Genomic DNA, 18,749 nt, shown 5'->3' with positions numbered 1-18,749 from the left:
ATATAATAATATCCTATACAAATATATGTCTAAAAAAAGGTATTATGTAACACATAGTACTGAATTTTAACAAAAATTTAACAAATTAAAATATCAACTATTTTCGATATTTTTGATGAAATTAAATTGTTCATGAAGTTGACGCCTAGTAAAATAAATACCTTTAACTTATTTAACCTGCCATCTGTTTTTTTAATGGGGATTAGGGTTAAGACCATTGATAATGCTTCTTGTACAGTAACAGTCAAGCATAGATGGATTAATCAAAATCCTTTTAAATCATTGTTTTGGGCGGTTCAGGGTATGGCGGCCGAACTGACAACGGGTGCTTTGGTCATGTCAAAAATAAAGGAGAGTGGTAAAAACATAGCCATGTTGGTCGCCAATAACAATGCAACTTTTACCAAAAAGGCTACTGGAGTCATTACATTTACCTGCAGTGAAGGTGCTAAGTTAGATGCGGCTATTTTAAAAGCAATTGAAACAAGAGAAGGGCAGACCATTTGGATGCAGTCTGTAGGAGAAAACTCAGAAGGCATACCCGTTTCAACGTTTAATTTTGAATGGACCATTAAAGTTAGAGGGTAATTAAAAGCAAGTGTAAAAAAAACTGCAACTAAGTCAATATTTTCGCGTCAATAGTTATGAAGGCGAAAACTTTGAAGCGATATTAACTAATTTGATAAAAGCAGAAGTTACTCACTTTAAATAAAAATGAAATGAATTTACCTTGGTTTAAACAAATTGGAATATTCTTTATTCCGAAATCTATAATCGGATGGTTAATCCTGTTTTGCGGATTAGCTTATGCGGTTTACGATTTTATGGACATTGACAGCAGATCTCATTCGGTCAGTGACACACTTATTAACTTTGTGTTTAATCTATTAATCATATTTGCTGTATATTCATTTATTGGTTACTTGGCAAGCAGACAAGCAAAGGCATAAGGATAAAACCAATCACTAATAATACGAAAAAAATAGCTGGATTAATTGTGAATTCAAGGTTTGTTGTCCGTTTCGATTTTATTAACAAGTGGAAATGTAGGTCGTAATAGGCCATTATTTTCAAACCATTCAATTAAAGTAAACAAAGGACTAAAGTTTTTTTGAATAAAGGATGTAACGTTTCATCATAATCAACAACAAATAAACATCAACGTATTAACAAATCAACAATATATATGAACGCACACGAGATTGATTACAAACTGTATGGAGAGGAAATGCAGTATGTGGAAATAGAACTGGATCTGCAAGAAGGCGTTGTGGCCGAAGCGGGCAGTTTTATGATGATGGATAATGGTATTAAAATGGAAACCATATTTGGTGATGGTTCCAATAAAAATCAAGGTTTTTTGGGCTCTATTCTTGGCGCAGGAAAACGTATTCTTACAGGCGAGAGTTTATTTATGACCGCTTTTTATAACAATCTGTCAGGTAAACGGAAGGTGTCTTTTGCCTCACCATACCCTGGAAAAATAATACCGATAGATTTAACCGAGTTTGGTGGTAAATTTATTTGCCAAAAAGATGCTTTTTTGTGTGCGGCAAAAGGAGTGAGCATTGGGATAGAGTTTAGTAAGCGCCTAGGCCGGGGCCTTTTTGGAGGCGAAGGCTTTATTATGCAAAAACTGGAAGGTGATGGCATGGCCTTTGTTCATGCAGGCGGTACCATGGCTAAAAAAGTTCTTCAAGTTGGTGAAACCTTGCGGGTTGATACAGGTTGTATTGTTGGGTTTACACAAACTGTTGATTACGACATAGAATTTATAGGAGGCATAAAAAACACCATCTTTGGAGGTGAAGGCTTGTTTTTCGCTAAATTACAAGGCCCTGGAACGGTTTACATACAATCATTGCCTTTTAGCAGATTGGCAGGTCGTGTTTTGGCTTCGGCTCCTCAAGGCGGCGGAAAACAAAAAGGAGAAGGCAGTATTTTAGGGGGATTGGGAGATTTGCTGGATGGTGATAATAAGTTTTAGTGTTAATTTATGTTTAAATTCATAAGACCTATTTATTTTTTTGTTATTTTTATTGAGTAATAATTTAAATCCTTGCTTATTGACCAAAATTACTTTTACCAATTTTTATTCAAACCAAAACCTTTAAATAAACTATGGCAAGAGCGATGTTAGAGTACACCAAAACTGTTCTTAAAAAGGTTAGTTTTGATGCTGTGTTGTTCTGCAAGGAAGTACAAAAGGCCGTACAAAGATTGTTGCCTTATGAGATTGAAGAGCTTAAGATTTTTATTCATTCTCTAGTACAGCAGAACCCAGAATTAAACCAATGTTTAATTTATTTAAAACCATAACGACAAGAGCGACTATTTAGTCGCTCTTTTTTCTTGTTTTGGCTCCTGAATTATTTGGGAAGAGGGCTGATTATCTCAACATTTTGGAATGCAATGGCACCTCGTATAATACCAGATATAACATTGTGTAATGCGTCAATGATTTGCATTTTCAATTCACTTTTATGGTATATGATACTGACTTCCCTAGCTGGGCTGGGGTCATTAAAATAATGTAAGTTGTCTTTTTCGCTATCCTTAATATCAAGCGTGTGTAAGTAAGGAAGCAATGTCATGCCCAAGCCTTCATTTGATAATTTAACAAGGGTTTCTATACTACCACTTTCTATTTGAAATTTATCATTTGTATTGTCTTTAAAAGCCTTGCAAAGGTTTATAACGCCATCCCTAAAACAATGTCCGTCTTCCAAAAGGAGCATATCGTTAAGATCTAAATCCGTCACGCCAATTTTCTTATTGTGGTGCAATCTGTGCCCTTTTGGAATATAACTAACAAACGGCTCATAATACAAAACTCGCTCCTTGATGTTTTCTTGTTCCAAAGGTGTTGCCACTATGGCGGCATCTAAATGTCCGTCAGTAATCTTAGAAATGATTTCTTCCGTAGTCAGCTCTTCTATTTTAAGTTTTACTTTTGGATGTTTTTTTATGAATGTTTTTAAAAACATGGGCAATAATGTGGGCATAATGGTGGGTATGATACCCAATTTGAATTCACCCCCAATAAACCCTTTTTGTTGATCTACAATGTCCTGGATTCTATAGGATTCATTAACAATATTTTTGGCTTGGCTAACTATTTTTCGGCCAACATCGGTTAGCTCAATAGGCTTTTTAGTACGGTCAAAAATTTGAACATCCAGTTGGTCTTCCAATTTTTGAATTTGCATACTTAAAGTAGGCTGCGTCACAAAACATTTCTCAGCTGCTTTGGTGAAGTTTTGGTGCTCCGCAACCGCTAAAACATAAATTAATTGTGTTATGGTCATTAGTATTGGTTTAGATTATAAAAATATAAAAAGTATCAATAAAACTTATTAGGTATGCTGTTAATTATAAATTAAATTGTTGGTGAACCAAAAAAATAATAATTAATGAAATACAATAGTTTAGGATTAGATCCAACAAAAACAAATGACATTGCGAATGATTTAAATGTATTATTGGCAAACTTCCAAACATATTATCAAAATTTAAGAGGTGTTCATTGGAACATTAAGGGGAAACGATTTTTTGATTTGCACATCAAGTTTGAAGAATTGTATACCGATGCCAATTTAAAAGTGGACATGGTTGCTGAACGTATTCTAACCTTGGGCGTAACACCTCTGCATACGTTTGAAGATTATACGGCAGCTTCAAAAGTTCCTGTCGGGAAAAATGTGTCGCAAGATGAATTGGCTGTTCGGTTAATTGTAGATTCATTAACAGAATTGCTTAAAATTGAACGAAAAATCCTTGATAAATCTAATGAAGCCAATGACGAGGGAACCAACTCCATGATGAGTGACTTTATTACCGAACAGGAAAAGACTGTCTGGATGTTGAAAGCTTGGTTAAATGAAACGGTGTAAAATTCCAGCGTCATTTACATAACTATAAATAGCATACGCTGCTAGTCAAATTATAAAACGAATCATTTTAATCAAGTTAAGTGGTTCGTTTTATAATTTGATTATTTTTGAAGATGTTTTACATCTTAGATATACTAGGCACCATAGCATTTGCAATCTCAGGAGTACTTATAGCCATTAACAAAAAAATGGATTTGTTTGGTATTCTTATAATTGCTTTTGTAACAGCAGTTGGAGGCGGAACATTACGCGATGTTCTTATAGGCCAAACGCCCGTAAGTTGGATGCAAGATATAACTTATACCTACGTTATTTTACTCTCATCTGTCTTAGCGATTGTATTTAGAAGTTATATCAATTATTTAAGAACCTCACTTTTTTTGTTTGATACTATTGGAATTGGTCTATATACCTTAGTGGGAATAGAGAAAGGCGTGTATGCTGGACTTCATCCAATAATCTGTATTGCTCTAGGCACTATGACCGCCTCTTTTGGGGGTGTTTTACGGGATATTTTATGCAACGAAATCCCTGTTATATTTAGAAAGGAAATTTATGCTACTGCCTGTATTTTGGGCGGAATGACCTACTTTTTGTTGAGAAAACTTCCTATGGATAGCAATTTGGTTTTTGTATTGTCAGGAATTGTGGTTATAACGGTTCGTTTGTTGGCCGTAAAATTCAAAATTGGTCTGCCAACCATTTATAATAAAACTTAATTAATGATTTCAGCCTTTCTAATATACACATTATGTAAAGGCCAATCGGCCTCATCGGTTTTAACAGCAGCTATTTTATCCACGACATCCATACCGTCAATTACTTTTCCAAAAACGGTATAATCACCATCCAGAAAATGGGCGCCACCATGTTGCTGTACAATAAAAAACTCAAAGGGAGAGGCTAATTTATACGGATTGTCAATTTCGCCACTTGGCATTGAAAGCACGCCACGTTCATGTGTGTATCCTCGGTTGGTATCGGTCGGTAACAAATACTTGCCTATACTGGCTCGTTTTTTGGCTGTTTTTTTATCGTCACTGTTTCCGCCTTGTATTATGAAATTATTAATAACCCTATAAAATTGCGTGCCATTAAAATAGCCGCGTTTAGTTAAATAGATAAAATTGGCTCTGTGGAATTTGGTTTCGTTGAACAACAATATATCTATGGTTCCAAAATCTGTAGTAAGACGTACTTTGTTTTCTTTATGGTGTTTGTCGTATTCCAAAAAGAATTCCATAGCATTTTGTAGACCGTCCAAAACAGGATATGTTTTTGTATCGTCACTTATGCTATCTTTTTCAGGCGTTGTTTGTTCCTTGGTTGTTTGCTTGGTTACTGTCTTTTTTTTCTTTTTAGAATGTGTATCTTCACAATTTAGAAATAATATGCAGATACACATTAGCCAAATAAGTCTCATAAAATGAATTTTGATAAATTTTTAGTATCGATTTCAAAAATAGAAAATATACCGCTTCCAGCCGAACCATCACAGTTTAAAATGTCGCCACCCTTTCGGATGGAATTGTTAAGGCAACAAAAAGAAGCCATTAAACATGCCAAAAAAGCAGGGGTTTTGGCTTTGTTTTATCCAAATTCACAACACCAAACAACATTGGTTCTTATATTAAGAAAAACCTATAAAGGCGTTCATTCTGGTCAGGTTGGGTTCCCGGGAGGCAAAATCGAAAAACAAGACCAATCATTGGAGGCAGCAGCTTTAAGGGAAACCTATGAGGAAATAGGCGTGCCAATTAATCAGGTTGAGGTTCGGCGTCAATTAACGGAGGTTTATATTCCACCAAGCAATTTTTATGTGCAACCGTTTATTGGCGTTTCAAGGACCACACCCACATTCACAAAACAAGAGGATGAGGTAGAAGCTATTATTGAAGTGCCTTTGCAGCATTTTTTTGATGAGGAAGCAGTAACTTTAAAAAGAGTGTCTACTTCCTATAAGCTTGATGTTGAAGTGCCTGCATTTAAATTGAATGATAACGTGGTTTGGGGAGCAACCGCCATGATTTTAAGTGAGATTAAAGACTTGTTAAAACAACTGTTGTAATTTTTAGTTTTACTACATTTGTAACAACTAACTAAATTGTAGAGCGATATATGGCGTTGTTTAAACGAAATCCTTTTGGGCATATCCTATTTTTAAAAAAATGGTTGATTAGAATTTTAGGAGTCATGACCCATAGGCGTTTTAGGGGCTTCAATGAATTACAGATAGAGGGTTCTGACATCATAAAAAACCTTCCCGACACCAATGTATTGTTTATTTCAAACCACCAAACTTATTTTGCCGATGTAGTGGCCATGTTCCATGTATTTAACGCCAGTTTGAGTGGACGAGTAGATTCCATTAAAAATGTTGGCTACCTCTGGAACCCAAAACTGAATATGTATTATGTGGCTGCCAAAGAGACCATGCGGGCAGGTTTGCTACCAAAAATACTTGCCTATGTTGGCTCCATTAGTATTGAGCGTACTTGGCGAGCTGAAGGGAAAGAGGTCAACAGGCAAGTCAAAATGAGTGACATCTCAAACATCGGAAAAGCGCTTGATGATGGTTGGGTCATTACCTTTCCGCAGGGAACTACTACGCCCTTTAAGCCCATTAGAAAAGGAACTGCACATATTATAAAGCGGTATAAACCAGTTGTGGTTCCAATTGTTATTGATGGTTTTAGGAGATCGTTTGATAAAAAAGGTCTTCGCGTAAAAAAGAAAAATATCTTACAGTCTATGGAGATTAAAGAACCTTTGGATATTGATTACGATAACGAAACCACCGAAGAAATTGTATCAAAAATAGAATATGCCATTGAGCAACACCCTTCTTTTTTAAAGGTAGTCTCAGAAGAAGAATTAGCTGCTTTAGAGGAATTGAACAAACTACGCGAGTGGTAACATGGCTGTGGGCTAATTAAATCAAAAATTATATGTTGACGGACATACACCCTAAAATACCCATGCGCAATAAGGCGATTACCAGGGATTTTTATCTTAACAAATTAGGTTTTAAAGAGTTTGGAAACGTCGATTATGATGGGTATTTGATGGTTGAGAGAGATGCTGTTCAAATTCACTTTTTTGAATTTAAAGAGCTCAACCCAAATGATAACTACGGAATGGTTTATATAAGAACCCATGATATAGACAAATTATATCAGGAATTAGTCAACAATACGGTTGAGATTCATCCAAATGGGCCTCTGGAAATAAAGCCCTGGGGGCAAAAGGAATTCTCAATTCTTGATCCCGACCATAATTTACTGACTTTTGGACAAAGCTTTTTTTAGTTTATGATTTCTATAACTGATTAAAATTTCTCACATAAGTCTTTTCGAAAATTGGGTTTTAGCTACTATTATAAAAGGAAGCCATAATTCAAACCACAAAAAAAAGATGACCTTTTCAGGTCATCTCTTTAAATATAATTTTATTTGATAGTATTATTGAGGTTTTGTAACTGAAGTTCCATCAAGAACAACTGCAGTTTGTGCAAGGGCTCTTCCATTCATGGTTGCACCAGTTTGAAAAGTGATTCCTGTCATTGAAAGTAAAATACCTTCAAAATGTGAGGTTGTTCCAAAAGTTGCTTCACCAGCTACTTGCCAGAAAATATTTTTAGCTTGAGCACCTCCTGCTAAAGTCATGTTAATACCTGCGCTCATGTTTAGGTCACCAGAAATCTGGAATATCCAAACATCGTTTGCTGTACCAGAAATGGTAATAGAAGAAGGTATGGTCACAGAATTAGTCCATTTATAAAGACCAGGTGTAAGTATTTTTCCGCCAATGTTTCCTGTTGCTAATTCAACAAAATCAGGAGAAGGACGGCCAGCAGCATCATTATATGCTGTAATCATGTTTTCAACTGCTGTGGTTAAATTAATTGGAGTTGGGTCCGCCATATCAGCAGCAAATGCTTTTCCTGTTATTTGCGCTGATGTTGCATAACCAGTAGCATCAGTTAATGCTAATCCAGTGATATATGAAGTTGCAGCTGGGCTTAATCCTAAATCACCAGTAATGATTGAAGTTCCGGAATTGTTAACCGCTGTTTTAGCCAAAATGACATAATTAGCTGATGCACCAAGACTTACTGAATTAAGAGTGGTTAAAGTGCCGCCAGTTGTAAAAGTCCAAACCATCTCAGATTCTATTGAATGTCCCGAAAGGTCCTTTGCAGCTTTTGTTATAGTGGCCGTATAAATTTTACCTGCAGATAAGTTTTCTGTTGGTGAAAAGGTTGCCGTATCTCCAGAATAGTTGACTGAACCCAAAACTTCAGTAGTTCCCTGTTTTACCATAAAACTGGAAGTGTTTATTGTTGAGGCATCCATAGCCTCGCTGAATGTTGCTGTAATGACTGCATTACGAGAAACGCCTGCAGTATTATTTGCCGGCAAGGTTTCGTTAACAAAGGAAAGAGGTGTGTCAGTATCATCATTCTTGTCACAACCAGTGAATAAGATAACCGAAACTACTACTATGGAAGTTAAAATGTTTTTGATTTTCATGTTTTTTGTATTTTTTATGTGTGAAATATTTCACGTTTCAAAGGTAGGCTCTTTGCTACAGGAGGGTTTACATAATCTATTGAATGAATTACATGATTCACATAACTTATAACTTAGCTAATAAATTATAGCTTCTTAAACTAATTCAAACTCGTTAATAACTCCTAACAATTCCTTTTTAAAACCATTTTCTAAATTCCTAATTTGCACCCCAATTAAACAAGAGTTAAGTGAAAGTATGCATTGCTGAAAAACCCAGTGTTGCCCGAGAAATTGCTTCTGTATTAGGGGCCAACACCAAGCGTGATGGCTATTATGAAGGCAACGGCTATGCGGTTACCTATACTTTTGGGCATTTGTGCACCTTAAAAGAACCAAACGATTATAAACCACATTGGAAAAGTTGGGATTTAAACAATCTGCCCATGCTACCTGAAAAATTTGAGACCAAAGTGGTTTCAAATTCCGGAATACAAAAACAATTCAAGATTGTAAAAAGTCTCTTTGATAAAGCTGAGGTTGTTATAAATTGTGGTGATGCCGGTCAAGAAGGAGAATTGATTCAGCGTTGGGTCATGAATGAGGCCAATTATAAAGGTGACGTAAAACGGTTATGGATTTCATCACTGACTACCGAGGCCATTAAAGAAGGATTTGACAATCTGAAGCCATCCTCAAACTACGATAATTTATATTATGCGGGTTTTTCAAGGGCAATTGGCGATTGGTTGCTGGGGATGAACGCAACCCGTTTATATACGGTGAAACACGGAGGCTATAAGCAAGTGTTGTCGGTTGGGCGTGTACAAACGCCTACTTTGGCCATGGTAGTGAATCGGTTTAAAGAAATTGAAAACTTCAAACCACAACCATATTGGGAATTGCAAACCTTGTATCGTGATACATTGTTCAGTTATGAGGAAGGTCGTTTTTTAAACAAAGCGGATGGTGAGTTGTTGGCAAATAAAGTCAAGGAAAGTGATTTTGAAATTGTTTTCATTGATAAAAAGAAAGGTAATGAATACGCGCCAAAACTGTTTGATTTAACGGGTTTGCAAGTGTATTGCAATAATAAGTTTGGGTTTTCAGCCGATGATACACTTAAAATCGTTCAGACCTTGTACGAGCAAAAAGTGGTGACGTATCCAAGGGTTGACACCACGTTTTTGCCGAGTGATATCTATCCCAAAGTTCAGGGAATATTGCAAAAGCTAACCAATTATTCCAACTTAACACAGCCGCTTTTAGGCAAGAAGCTAAAGAAATCCCCTAAAGTATTCAACGATAAAAAAGTCACTGATCACCATGCTATCATTCCAACGGGTATTGAGACAAGATTGCAATACAATCAGCAGCAGGTCTATGACATCATAGTAAGACGTTTTATTGCTGTTTTTTATGAGGATTGTTCAGTGTCAAATACTACCGTTATTGGTAAAGCAGCAGATGTAACCTTTAAAACTACCGGTAAGGAAATCCTTAAAAAAGGATGGCGTATTGTTTTTGAAACTGCCAATGCAAAAGAAAAAGAACCAGATATCTTGCCGGCATTTGTGAAAGGCGAAAAAGGACCACATGAACCCTCGTTTTTGGAAAAGGAAACCAAACCGCCCAATCAATTTACAGAAGCGTCATTGTTGCGCGCCATGGAAACAGCGGGCAAACAGGTGGATGATGATGAATTACGGGATTTAATGAAAGAAAATGGCATTGGCCGTCCATCAACACGTGCCAATATTATTGAAACACTGTTCAAACGCAAGTACATCATACGCAACAAAAAACAAATATTGCCAACTTCGGCAGGGATTCAGTTGATTGACACCATTCAGAATGAGTTGCTCAAATCGGCAGAATTGACCGGTACCTGGGAAAAGCAATTAAAAGACATTGAAAAAGGGGAATACAGTGTTCAACAATTCATTTCCAATATGAAGTGTATGATTGAAGAATTGGTCTATGAGGTGCGAAGTGAAACCAAACGCGCCAATATTTCTTATGCTTCAGAAGTGAAACAAAAAGAAACCAAATCCAAGTCCAAAAAGACCAAAGGACTGGGTTCTGCTATTTGCCCTAAATGTAAAGAAGGACAGCTTATAAAAGGAAAATCGGCTTTTGGATGTAGTAGGTATCAATCAGGTTGTGATTTAATACTACCGTTCAGCTTTCATGGGAAAAAGATATCTGAGAAGCAGTATCTAAGATTGCTTCAAAAAGGATCCACCGTTAATTTAAAAGGGTTTAAAACGGAACAGGGTGAAACGGAAGGCTTGCTAAGATTTGATGAAAATTTCAAGCTTAAATTTGAGCCTAAGACGAATTCCGCGAAAGCGAAACAAAACGAATTGTTATGTCCAAAATGTAAAAAAGGCTCCGTGATAAAAGGAAAAACCGCCTATGGTTGCAGCAAGTATAAAACGGGCTGTGATTTTAGAATGTCTTTTGAAGGTGTTAGAGAAAAAATTAATGGACAAAAACCCACCAAGGAATTGGTCTATTCTATCTTAAATGGAAGTATTTGAGCAAGCACATAGGCATTTTATTATCTATAAACCGTATGGGTATTTGAGTCAGTTTTACAGTAATTCCAAGCAACAGCACAAGAAGCGTTTTTTAGGGGATTTATATGATTTTCCGGAAGGCTCCATGGCTATTGGAAGGCTGGATGAAAAATCGGAAGGTTTATTGCTCATCACAACCGATGGCAAAATGAGTGATTTTGTCAATAGTCAAAAAGTGGACAAGGAATATTATGCACAGGTAAACGGTGATATCACAGAAGATGCCATTGCAACACTCAAAACAGGTGTTGAAATTGGTTTTGAAGGGAAAAAATACATGACCAAGCCTTGCCGGGTCTTTAAATTGGATAAAGAGCCTTGTCTTCCAGAGCGTTCTAAGAAAATCCGCGATAGCAGGCACGGACCAACGTCTTGGGTATCCATAACACTCAATGAAGGCAAGTTCCGTCAAGTACGCAAGATGACGTCTGCAGTTGGATTTCCAACCCTAAGATTGGTTAGGGTTAGGGTAGGTGCCATCAATCTTGACAGCATGAACACAGGAGACGTTATAGAAGTAAATGCCTTTGATTTAAACTTCTAACTTTTTTAACTCTTTGTAATTTTGGTTGAGACGTTTCAGTAATAGTCCGTAAAGAAGCTTGTAAAACAGCCAGATTATAACAACAAATACAACAATGGCCAATGCTATGATTCCAATAAAAGCGATTAGTTGTTTGTTGCTAAAGGTTTCAATTACATGTGATAATTTAGGATCATGTATAATGGTTAAATACATGCCCACTACCATGGATACAAAGGCCATGATTAAGTTGTAAATAACATAGTACTTAATGACCTTTCGTGTGTTTAAGATACTTTCCATTAATTTCTTGGCGCTATCTGTAACCGATATGGCTTTATAGGATTTGAAAAGCAGATAAATAAAAAGTAAGATCACGGCGTAGCTAAAAATGGTAAGCGCTGTGATGATGTGTTCGTTGTTGTAAATAGCCTCAAGGCGTTCCCGATAACTATCTGATGAAAAATAGGGGATTGAGTTTATGACTATCCAAAACAGAAGCTCCGCTATGCTTATATAAAATAGGGTCTTGACTATTGAAGACGATTTTTTTTGCAACATAGCATAAAGATCTGCGGAAGACAGTTTTTTAAAGTCACTGTCCTTTTTATTCCAATCTTTCTTTAATAATTCTAATTCATCCATAAGGTTACGGATTTAGTATGGTTTTAAGCTTGGTTTTTATCCGGTTCATTTTCACGCGTGCATTAACCTCACTTATACCCAATGTTTCACTTATTTCCTTGTAATCTTTGTCTTCTAAATACAAAAACACAAGAGCCTTTTCAATATCATTTAATTCGTGCACAGCTTTGTACAATGTTTTTAGTTGTTGCTCCTCAGTATCATCATAATCTTCAGCTTTCATTCTGAATTCAACACCATCAAAATCTTGGGTGTTAATACGCCGTTTAGATTTTCTGAAAAGTGTAATAGCGGTATTTAATCCCACCCTGTACATCCATGTACTAAATTTGGCGTCACCTCTAAATTTAGGATAAGCCTTCCATAATTGAATGGTTATTTCCTGAAACAAATCATTATGGGCATCATAATTATTGGTATACAAACGGCATACCTTGTGCACAATATTTTGATGCTTTTCAAGCAATTCCACAAAACTATGTTCTAGTTCTTTTTCCAAATTGATTTGTTGGTTAATAGGTAAGTAGCTTAATGATTTAAAACGTTACAAAAGGAGGTACTATTTATTCAAATGAAATGGATTATTTGATTTTTATTCAATGAAAACTTCTATATGTTATAAAAATTAGTTATCATATTTTTGTTTAAACCTTTTATTTAGTTAATCCTTTAAAAATACTGATTATTAATTATATAAATATAAGGTATAATTAAAATCTATGACAGGTATTTTATGAAAACTAAATGCTTTTTTCAATTTGTTTTAAGCGAATATATAAAAAAATTAATAGTTAAAATCAGTTGGCTTTAATTTATAAATCAAACAGATTTAAATGGTTTTTAAAGTATTGTTTTTAATATTTTTTTTGAAATGGAATGCATTTAAATCAATTCTTTTAGATGGTCTTTCAATATAAATATTCAATTCATCCTGTATTTTTTACAGTTGGGTTCTTTAGAATTTTTATAAGCCCATTACTTTCTCAAATTTGTCCCATCAATACATTAGAAAAAATCAAATCATGCAAAAAGCTATTATCATTTTTCTTATTTTAACAAGTTTACATTTAAGTGCGCAACAGATTATCAATGGCACAGTTTTAAACACTAATAATGAACCATTGGTTGGTGCCAATGTTTTTTTAGAAGGAACGTATGATGGTGGCACAACCGATGAGAATGGCCAGTTTTCTTTTAAAACATCAGAAACGGGTACACAAACATTGCGAGTGTCATATATTTCATTTGAAACATTTACAATGGTGGGTGATGTATCTTATATGAAAAACCTCACTATTAAACTTCGCGAAGATGTCAATGCCTTGGATGCTGTTGTATTGTCTGCCGGAACATTTCAAGCGGGAGATAACAGCAAAGTCAATGTGTTAAAACCTTTGGATGTGGTAACCACTGCCAGTGCCTTGGGTGATTTTGTTGGTGCTTTGCAAACTTTGCCCGGAACCACAACAGTTGCTGAGGATGGCCGTTTGTTTGTCCGTGGTGGCGAGGCCGAGGAAACCCAGATATTCATTGATGGTATTCGGGTGTTCACGCCCTACACGCCAACCACTAATAATACACCCACACGTGGCCGTTATTCGCCCTTTTTGTTTGATGGCATTACGTTTTCAACAGGTGGTTATTCGGCTGAATTTGGTCAAGCTTTGTCTAGTGTGCTGTTGTTAAACACTATTGATGAACCCGATCAGGACAAAACAGATATCGGTATCATGAGCTTAGGGGCAACACTAGGGAATACCCAAAAATGGGAAACCAGTTCGTTGAGTGTCAATGCATCCTATATCAATTTGGCACCTTATAACGAGATTTTCCCTAGCAGGAACCAATGGAAAAAACCGTATGAAACGGCTTCGGGTGAATCCGTATTTAGAAAAAAGTTTGATTCCGGACTATTAAAATTATATGCGGCTTTTGATGCCACAAATTTTGAATTGACACAAGAAGACATTAACGAACCTGAGGGATCGCATTTCAAATTGAAAAATAATAACCTGTATTTTAACGGCTCATATCAAGGCGATTTAAGCGATACTTGGAGCGTGTTTGGGGGCTTGAGCTATACACATGGCAATAACACCTTAAATTTCACGGATATGCTTGTAGATGATACTGAAAATGATATCCATGCGAAACTGAAATTTAAAAAGCGGTTTAGCAATCGGTTTAAACTGTATGTTGGAGCTGAATATTTAGCGTCAGATTTTAATGAAGGGTTTTCTGATTTTCAAACAAATAATACAGAATATGGGTATCAAGACAATATAGTAGCCGCATTTGTGGAAGCAGATATATTCTTATCCAAAAAATTGGCATTTAAAACGGGCATGCGTTCTGAATATAGTGCCTTGTTTAAGGAATTTACATTGGCTCCCAGACTGTCTGTAGCTTACAAAACCTCCAACAAAAGTCAGCTGTCATTAGCCTATGGTCGTTTTTATCAAAATCCATCCAGTTATATTTTAAAGTTTGACCAAGATTTAAAGGCCCAAAACACATCACATTATATTTTAAACTATCAGTACAATGCAGATCGCAAGATTTTTAGGGCAGAAGCCTATTTTAAGGATTACAACAATTTAGTGAAATATGATACGGATTACGCCAGTTTTGATAGTACATTCAATAATGATGGTTACGGATTTGCAAAAGGGATTGATTTCTTTTGGAGAGATAGCAAAAGCCTAAAAAATATTGATTATTGGGTTAGCTATTCGTTTTTGGATACCAAACGGGATTATAGAAATTATCCAAGTAAGGCACAACCCAATTTTGCCAATACCCATAACCTGTCTTTGGTTGGTAAATACTGGATTAATGATTGGAGAAGCCAGGTTGGGTTTAGCTATGCCTTTGCTTCTGGCAGGACTTACACCAACCCAAACACATCAGGATTTCTTAACGAAAAGACAAAATCATACAACAACCTAAGTCTCAATTGGGCATACCTGATAAGTCCTCAAAAAATACTGTATGCATCCGTTAATAATGTGTTAGGGTTCAAAAATATAAACGGTTATCAATACGCCAACACGCCAAACATGAATGGTAATTTTGATAGACGAACTTTACAGCCAGCTGCTGATCAGTTCTTTTTTGTCGGCTTTTTCTGGACTATTAGTGAAGACAAGAAAAGCAATCAATTGGATAATTTATAAATACATCGTTTTTTGAGTATATCATAATTTCATCAGATTTTTAAAAACCGCTAATTATCATATTCTCAAATTAGGGGTTTTCGCATGACATTTATCATATTTTTTAGGTTTTTTTTAGTCTAAATTTATGCTATTAACTCAATAGTTTTTAGTCATGGAAGCAAAGAAAAATCCAGAAATGGAAATCGGACGTAATAGCAGTCTTTATTTTGCCATAGGACTTAATATCATGCTATTTATTACTTGGCAATTATTGGAATATAAAACCTATGATAAATCTGAAGTGAATCAAGATATCGTGAGCATGGATGCCGAAATAGAGGAAGATATTCCCATAGTAAATGTCAACACACCTCCACCACCGCCACCACCCGTGGCCATACAAGAATCTATACAGGTAGTAGAAGATGTTGTTGAAATAGAGGAGACCGTAATAGAAAGTACTGAAACAGACCAAAACGATAAAATTGCTGAACCAGTTGATGTTGCTGATGTTGCTGTAGAGGATGTGGAAGAGGATGTTGAAGTTCCGTTTTCAGTTATTGAGGACATCCCTGTTTTTCCAGGTTGCGAGCATGTAGCTAAAAGTCAAAGGCGCGCTTGTTTCCAAGAAAAAATGGAAGAGCATGTCACCAAGAATTTCAATTATCCAGATGCTGCTTTGGACCTTGGAATACAAGGAAAAGTATTTGTGATTTTTATGATTGACTCAAAAGGATATGTTACCAATATCAGATCAAGAGGTCCTGATAAAGTCTTGGAAAAAGAAGCAGAACGCATTATTAGTTTGTTGCCAAAAATGACGCCAGGCAAACAACGGGGTAAAGCCGTAAAAGTACCTTATAGTGTTCCTATTGTCTTTAAATTTATGGCTAGTTAAAATAGTTATATAAATTGTTTTACTTGGATTGATTTTAGTGTCCATGACAAAACACGTTTGTTGAAACCACTTTAAGATTCATGTTTGATTTTAAAGTGGTTTTTTGCATTCTCACCTATGCAATCACATCTCATCCTAATAAAATGACGATTCGGTTAAACTATTTTCCGTTTAGAAATAATCTGTTGCATATTTGCTGTGTAATTTAAAAACAACCACTATGCAAAAATTAGCCATTATTTTAGTAACACTCGTAACCGGTTTAATTACCGCGCAAACAAATTATGAAAAAGGCATGCAAAAAGCCTTTGAACTTTGGGGAAACAATAACTCAGTAGAAGCCTCCAACATGTTTGAGCGCATTGCCAATGCCGAACCAGACAATTGGCTGCCACCATATTATGCTGCTCAAATTAATATCGTGAATAGTTTTGGTGAAAAGGACGAAGACAAATTAACCGCTCAACTTAAAAAAGCGCAGGACTTAATTAACGACGCCACTGCCATTTCAAAAAACAATCCAGAGATTTTAGTGCTTCAAGCTTTGTTGTACACAGCATGGGTAGCTTTTGACGGAGCTACTTATGGGCCAGCCTTGTCAGCTAAAGTAGCATCAATTTACGCACAAGCAGAACAGATTGCGCCAAACAATCCACGTGTGGTGTATTGCAAGGCCGAATGGGGTATTGGTGGCGCCAAATATTTTGGCCAGGACATAGCGCCATTTTGTTCAGAACTGGAAAGGGCTTTAGATCTTTTTGCTAACTTTAAGCCTGAAACGCCGTTTTCTCCCAATTGGGGTGAAGACAGAACAAGAATGCTGTTAGAGGCCTGTAGAAAGTAGTTCTAAAAATTTAAAACCTATATATGACAAAATCAGTTAAAAATATCATCATAACATTCATTATTGGGTGTTCGGTTTTTATAGTCGGCAACTTATATTCAGGAGGGTTTCACTATAAAACTGTCAATGAGTTTTTAATCGATTTTGTTTTCTATCAGCTGTATTCCTTTGTTTTGGGGTATTCCAACATGTTTTTCTTTGATTATTTAGAAACGCTTAAATGGAACAGGAAAGACAGGGTTAAAAGAATTGTTATTGGTATTTTTGGTTCAACCATCATTACGCTAATAGGTCTTTTTGCCTTAAGAGCCTTAACGGCCATGTTATTGTATGGCAAAACCTTTGTTGAGTTTATTTCGCATGAAAAGATAAGGTATTATCAATTTGGTTTGTGGATTACCTTGACCATTGTTGCCATTTTTCATGTTGTCTATTTTTACAATAGATATCAGCAAAACAGAATCAAGGAACAAAAGGTTATTGCTGGTACAGCCAGTGCTAAGTTTGATGCCTTAAAAAACCAATTGGATCCGCATTTTCTGTTCAATAGCTTGAATGTGTTGACCAGCTTAATTGAGGAAAACCCCGAGAATGCCCAAAAATTTACAACCTCCTTGTCAAAAGTGTACCGCTACGTTTTGGAACAAAAAAACAAGGAATTGGTTACCGTTGATGAGGAACTCGAATTTGCCAAAACCTATATGTCCTTGCTTAAAATGCGGTTTGAAGACAGTATTGTTTTTGAAATACCAGATAAGGCAACAAACCCTGAGAGTAAAGTGGTGCCGTTGTCCTTGCAGTTGCTTTTGGAAAATGCAGTCAAGCATAACATGGTCACGCCAAACCATCCTTTGCACATTAAAATTTTTGAGGACGATGGGTATTTGGTAGTTGAAAACAATCTACAACCCAAACAAATAGTAAAAAAGAGCAGTGGCGTAGGGCTGGAAAACATCAAACAGCGCTATCATCTGCTGACCAATAAAAAAGTAAACATCAATCAACAAGCAAGCCGTTTTGCCGTGGCAATACCAATGCTAACTAAACAAATATCAATCATGACTGAAACATCAAATTCAAAAGTAGATAGTAGCTATTTAAGAGCGCGAAAACACATTGACGACCTCAAGGAGTTTTACTACGGTATTATCTCATATTGCTTAGTTATTCCGTTTTTAATTTTCATTAATTATAAAACCTATTGGGGATTCCAATGGTTTTGGTTTCCTATGATAGGCTGGGGAATTGGCCTTGTTATTAACGCCTTTAAAGTGTATGTAAGTGAGGGCGTTTTTGGACGTGATTGGGAAGAGCGTAAAATAAAACAATTCATGAAAAGCGAAGACGATCAAGATACCCGTTGGAAATAAAAAGAAACACAAATGAGACCACAACTAGACAACAATATGGAAGAAAAATACAACAGGGCCCGTAAGCGCGTAGAAGCATTAAAAGGGTTTTATTACCACTTGATAACCTATTGCTTATTTATTCCGTTTTTGATTTTCATTAATTATAACACCTATTGGGGATTTCATTGGTTTTGGTTTCCTATAATAGGCTGGGGCGTAGGCCTGTCTTTTCATGCCTATCATGTATATGTAAACAATGGTATTTTTGGAGGAAACTGGGAACAACGTAAGATTGAACAATTCATGCGTGAGGAAGAAGAACAGCACTGGGAGTAATGTTAAA

At 36.0% G+C, this 18,749-nt stretch carries 20 protein-coding genes; 15 read left to right on the top strand and 5 right to left on the bottom strand.

Annotation, left to right across the window (positions count from 1 at the left end):
* Nucleotides 1–132 precede the first annotated feature (132 nt).
* The 3 genes from IEW94_RS06715 to IEW94_RS06705 all read left to right on the top strand — a co-directional run bounded on the left by IEW94_RS06715 (nucleotide 133) and on the right by IEW94_RS06705 (nucleotide 2,319).
* Nucleotides 133–588 carry a DUF4442 domain-containing protein gene (locus IEW94_RS06715; RefSeq protein ID WP_188651257.1) on the top strand — a complete coding sequence of 152 codons (456 nt, stop codon included), beginning with the start codon at nucleotides 133–135 and terminating at the stop codon, nucleotides 586–588.
* A 598-nt stretch (nucleotides 589–1,186) separates the two neighbouring features.
* A complete protein-coding gene (locus tag IEW94_RS06710) occupies nucleotides 1,187–1,987 on the top strand; it encodes a TIGR00266 family protein (protein ID WP_188651255.1) in 801 nt (266 codons plus the stop codon).
* Between the two features lie 134 nt (nucleotides 1,988–2,121).
* A complete protein-coding gene (locus IEW94_RS06705) occupies nucleotides 2,122–2,319 on the top strand; it encodes a hypothetical protein (protein ID WP_188651253.1) in 198 nt (65 codons plus the stop codon).
* Between the two features lie 50 nt (nucleotides 2,320–2,369).
* On the opposite strand, the gene IEW94_RS06700 is transcribed toward IEW94_RS06705, so the two are convergent.
* The gene (locus IEW94_RS06700) at nucleotides 2,370–3,308 is read right to left on the bottom strand and encodes a LysR family transcriptional regulator (RefSeq protein ID WP_188651251.1); all 939 of its coding nucleotides are present in this window, start codon (nucleotides 3,306–3,308) and stop codon (nucleotides 2,370–2,372) included.
* A 105-nt stretch (nucleotides 3,309–3,413) separates the two neighbouring features.
* On the opposite strand from IEW94_RS06700, the gene IEW94_RS06695 reads away from it, so the two are divergent.
* Both IEW94_RS06695 and IEW94_RS06690 read left to right on the top strand, forming a co-directional pair.
* A complete protein-coding gene (locus IEW94_RS06695; protein WP_188651249.1) occupies nucleotides 3,414–3,893 on the top strand; it encodes a Dps family protein in 480 nt (159 codons plus the stop codon).
* Between the two features lie 113 nt (nucleotides 3,894–4,006).
* The gene (locus tag IEW94_RS06690) at nucleotides 4,007–4,612 is read left to right on the top strand and encodes a trimeric intracellular cation channel family protein (RefSeq protein ID WP_188651247.1); all 606 of its coding nucleotides are present in this window, start codon (nucleotides 4,007–4,009) and stop codon (nucleotides 4,610–4,612) included.
* Here the strand turns inward: IEW94_RS06690 and IEW94_RS06685 are convergent.
* Complete coding sequence (locus tag IEW94_RS06685) at nucleotides 4,609–5,316, bottom strand: peptidylprolyl isomerase (RefSeq protein ID WP_188651245.1); 708 nt, start codon at nucleotides 5,314–5,316, stop codon at nucleotides 4,609–4,611. The two genes, IEW94_RS06690 and IEW94_RS06685, sit on opposite strands and share 4 nt — an antisense overlap.
* Before the next feature lie 3 nt (nucleotides 5,317–5,319).
* Between IEW94_RS06685 and IEW94_RS06680 the strand changes: the two genes are divergently transcribed.
* Genes IEW94_RS06680 through IEW94_RS06670 form a run of 3 tightly spaced genes read left to right on the top strand, consistent with a single transcriptional unit; the run spans nucleotide 5,320 to nucleotide 7,201 of the window.
* Nucleotides 5,320–5,961 (top strand): NUDIX hydrolase, encoded by a 642-nt coding sequence (locus IEW94_RS06680; RefSeq protein WP_188651243.1) that lies wholly within the window; start codon nucleotides 5,320–5,322, stop codon nucleotides 5,959–5,961.
* A 50-nt stretch (nucleotides 5,962–6,011) separates the two neighbouring features.
* A complete protein-coding gene (locus IEW94_RS06675; RefSeq protein WP_188651241.1) occupies nucleotides 6,012–6,809 on the top strand; it encodes a lysophospholipid acyltransferase family protein in 798 nt (265 codons plus the stop codon).
* Between the two features lie 32 nt (nucleotides 6,810–6,841).
* Nucleotides 6,842–7,201, top strand: coding sequence for a bleomycin resistance protein (locus IEW94_RS06670; RefSeq protein WP_188651239.1), 360 nt, complete (start codon nucleotides 6,842–6,844; stop codon nucleotides 7,199–7,201).
* A 153-nt stretch (nucleotides 7,202–7,354) separates the two neighbouring features.
* Here IEW94_RS06670 and IEW94_RS06665 read toward each other — a convergent pair whose 3' ends face one another.
* Complete coding sequence (locus tag IEW94_RS06665) at nucleotides 7,355–8,425, bottom strand: ice-binding family protein (RefSeq protein ID WP_188651237.1); 1,071 nt, start codon at nucleotides 8,423–8,425, stop codon at nucleotides 7,355–7,357.
* A 230-nt stretch (nucleotides 8,426–8,655) separates the two neighbouring features.
* Here IEW94_RS06665 and IEW94_RS06660 point away from each other — a divergent pair, with 230 nt between their 5' ends.
* Entirely contained in the window at nucleotides 8,656–10,947 is a 2,292-nt protein-coding gene (locus IEW94_RS06660) for a type IA DNA topoisomerase (RefSeq protein WP_188651235.1), read from the top strand.
* Nucleotides 10,934–11,530, top strand: a complete 597-nt coding sequence (locus tag IEW94_RS06655) for a pseudouridine synthase (RefSeq protein WP_188651233.1) — start codon at nucleotides 10,934–10,936, stop codon at nucleotides 11,528–11,530. Before IEW94_RS06660 ends, IEW94_RS06655 begins: the two co-directional genes overlap by 14 nt.
* On the opposite strand, the gene IEW94_RS06650 is transcribed toward IEW94_RS06655, so the two are convergent.
* Nucleotides 11,519–12,154 (bottom strand): DUF8845 family protein, encoded by a 636-nt coding sequence (locus IEW94_RS06650; RefSeq protein ID WP_188651231.1) that lies wholly within the window; start codon nucleotides 12,152–12,154, stop codon nucleotides 11,519–11,521. The genes IEW94_RS06655 and IEW94_RS06650 overlap by 12 nt on opposite strands.
* Before the next feature lie 4 nt (nucleotides 12,155–12,158).
* Complete coding sequence (locus tag IEW94_RS06645; RefSeq protein WP_188651230.1) at nucleotides 12,159–12,653, bottom strand: RNA polymerase sigma factor; 495 nt, start codon at nucleotides 12,651–12,653, stop codon at nucleotides 12,159–12,161.
* A 523-nt stretch (nucleotides 12,654–13,176) separates the two neighbouring features.
* Between IEW94_RS06645 and IEW94_RS06640 the strand changes: the two genes are divergently transcribed.
* From IEW94_RS06640 to IEW94_RS06620, 5 genes are all read left to right on the top strand, one after another.
* The gene (locus tag IEW94_RS06640; protein ID WP_188651228.1) at nucleotides 13,177–15,330 is read left to right on the top strand and encodes a TonB-dependent receptor; all 2,154 of its coding nucleotides are present in this window, start codon (nucleotides 13,177–13,179) and stop codon (nucleotides 15,328–15,330) included.
* 154 nt (nucleotides 15,331–15,484) lie between these two features.
* The gene (locus IEW94_RS06635; RefSeq protein ID WP_188651226.1) at nucleotides 15,485–16,210 is read left to right on the top strand and encodes an energy transducer TonB; all 726 of its coding nucleotides are present in this window, start codon (nucleotides 15,485–15,487) and stop codon (nucleotides 16,208–16,210) included.
* 220 nt (nucleotides 16,211–16,430) lie between these two features.
* Nucleotides 16,431–17,054 carry a hypothetical protein gene (locus IEW94_RS06630; protein ID WP_188651224.1) on the top strand — a complete coding sequence of 208 codons (624 nt, stop codon included), beginning with the start codon at nucleotides 16,431–16,433 and terminating at the stop codon, nucleotides 17,052–17,054.
* Nucleotides 17,055–17,077: 23 nt separating this feature from the next.
* Nucleotides 17,078–18,424: a histidine kinase gene (locus IEW94_RS06625; protein ID WP_188651222.1), complete on the top strand. Its 1,347-nt coding sequence runs from the start codon at nucleotides 17,078–17,080 to the stop codon at nucleotides 18,422–18,424.
* Between the two features lie 12 nt (nucleotides 18,425–18,436).
* Nucleotides 18,437–18,742, top strand: a complete 306-nt coding sequence (locus IEW94_RS06620) for a 2TM domain-containing protein (protein WP_188651220.1) — start codon at nucleotides 18,437–18,439, stop codon at nucleotides 18,740–18,742.
* The last annotated feature ends 7 nt before the right edge of the window (nucleotides 18,743–18,749 follow it).

Source organism: Yeosuana aromativorans (assembly GCF_014646655.1).
GTDB classification, from domain to species: Bacteria; Bacteroidota; Bacteroidia; order Flavobacteriales; family Flavobacteriaceae; genus Yeosuana; species Yeosuana aromativorans.
The sequence above is the reverse complement of the archived record's forward strand: the minus strand, read 5'-3'. Positions and strand labels throughout refer to the sequence as shown.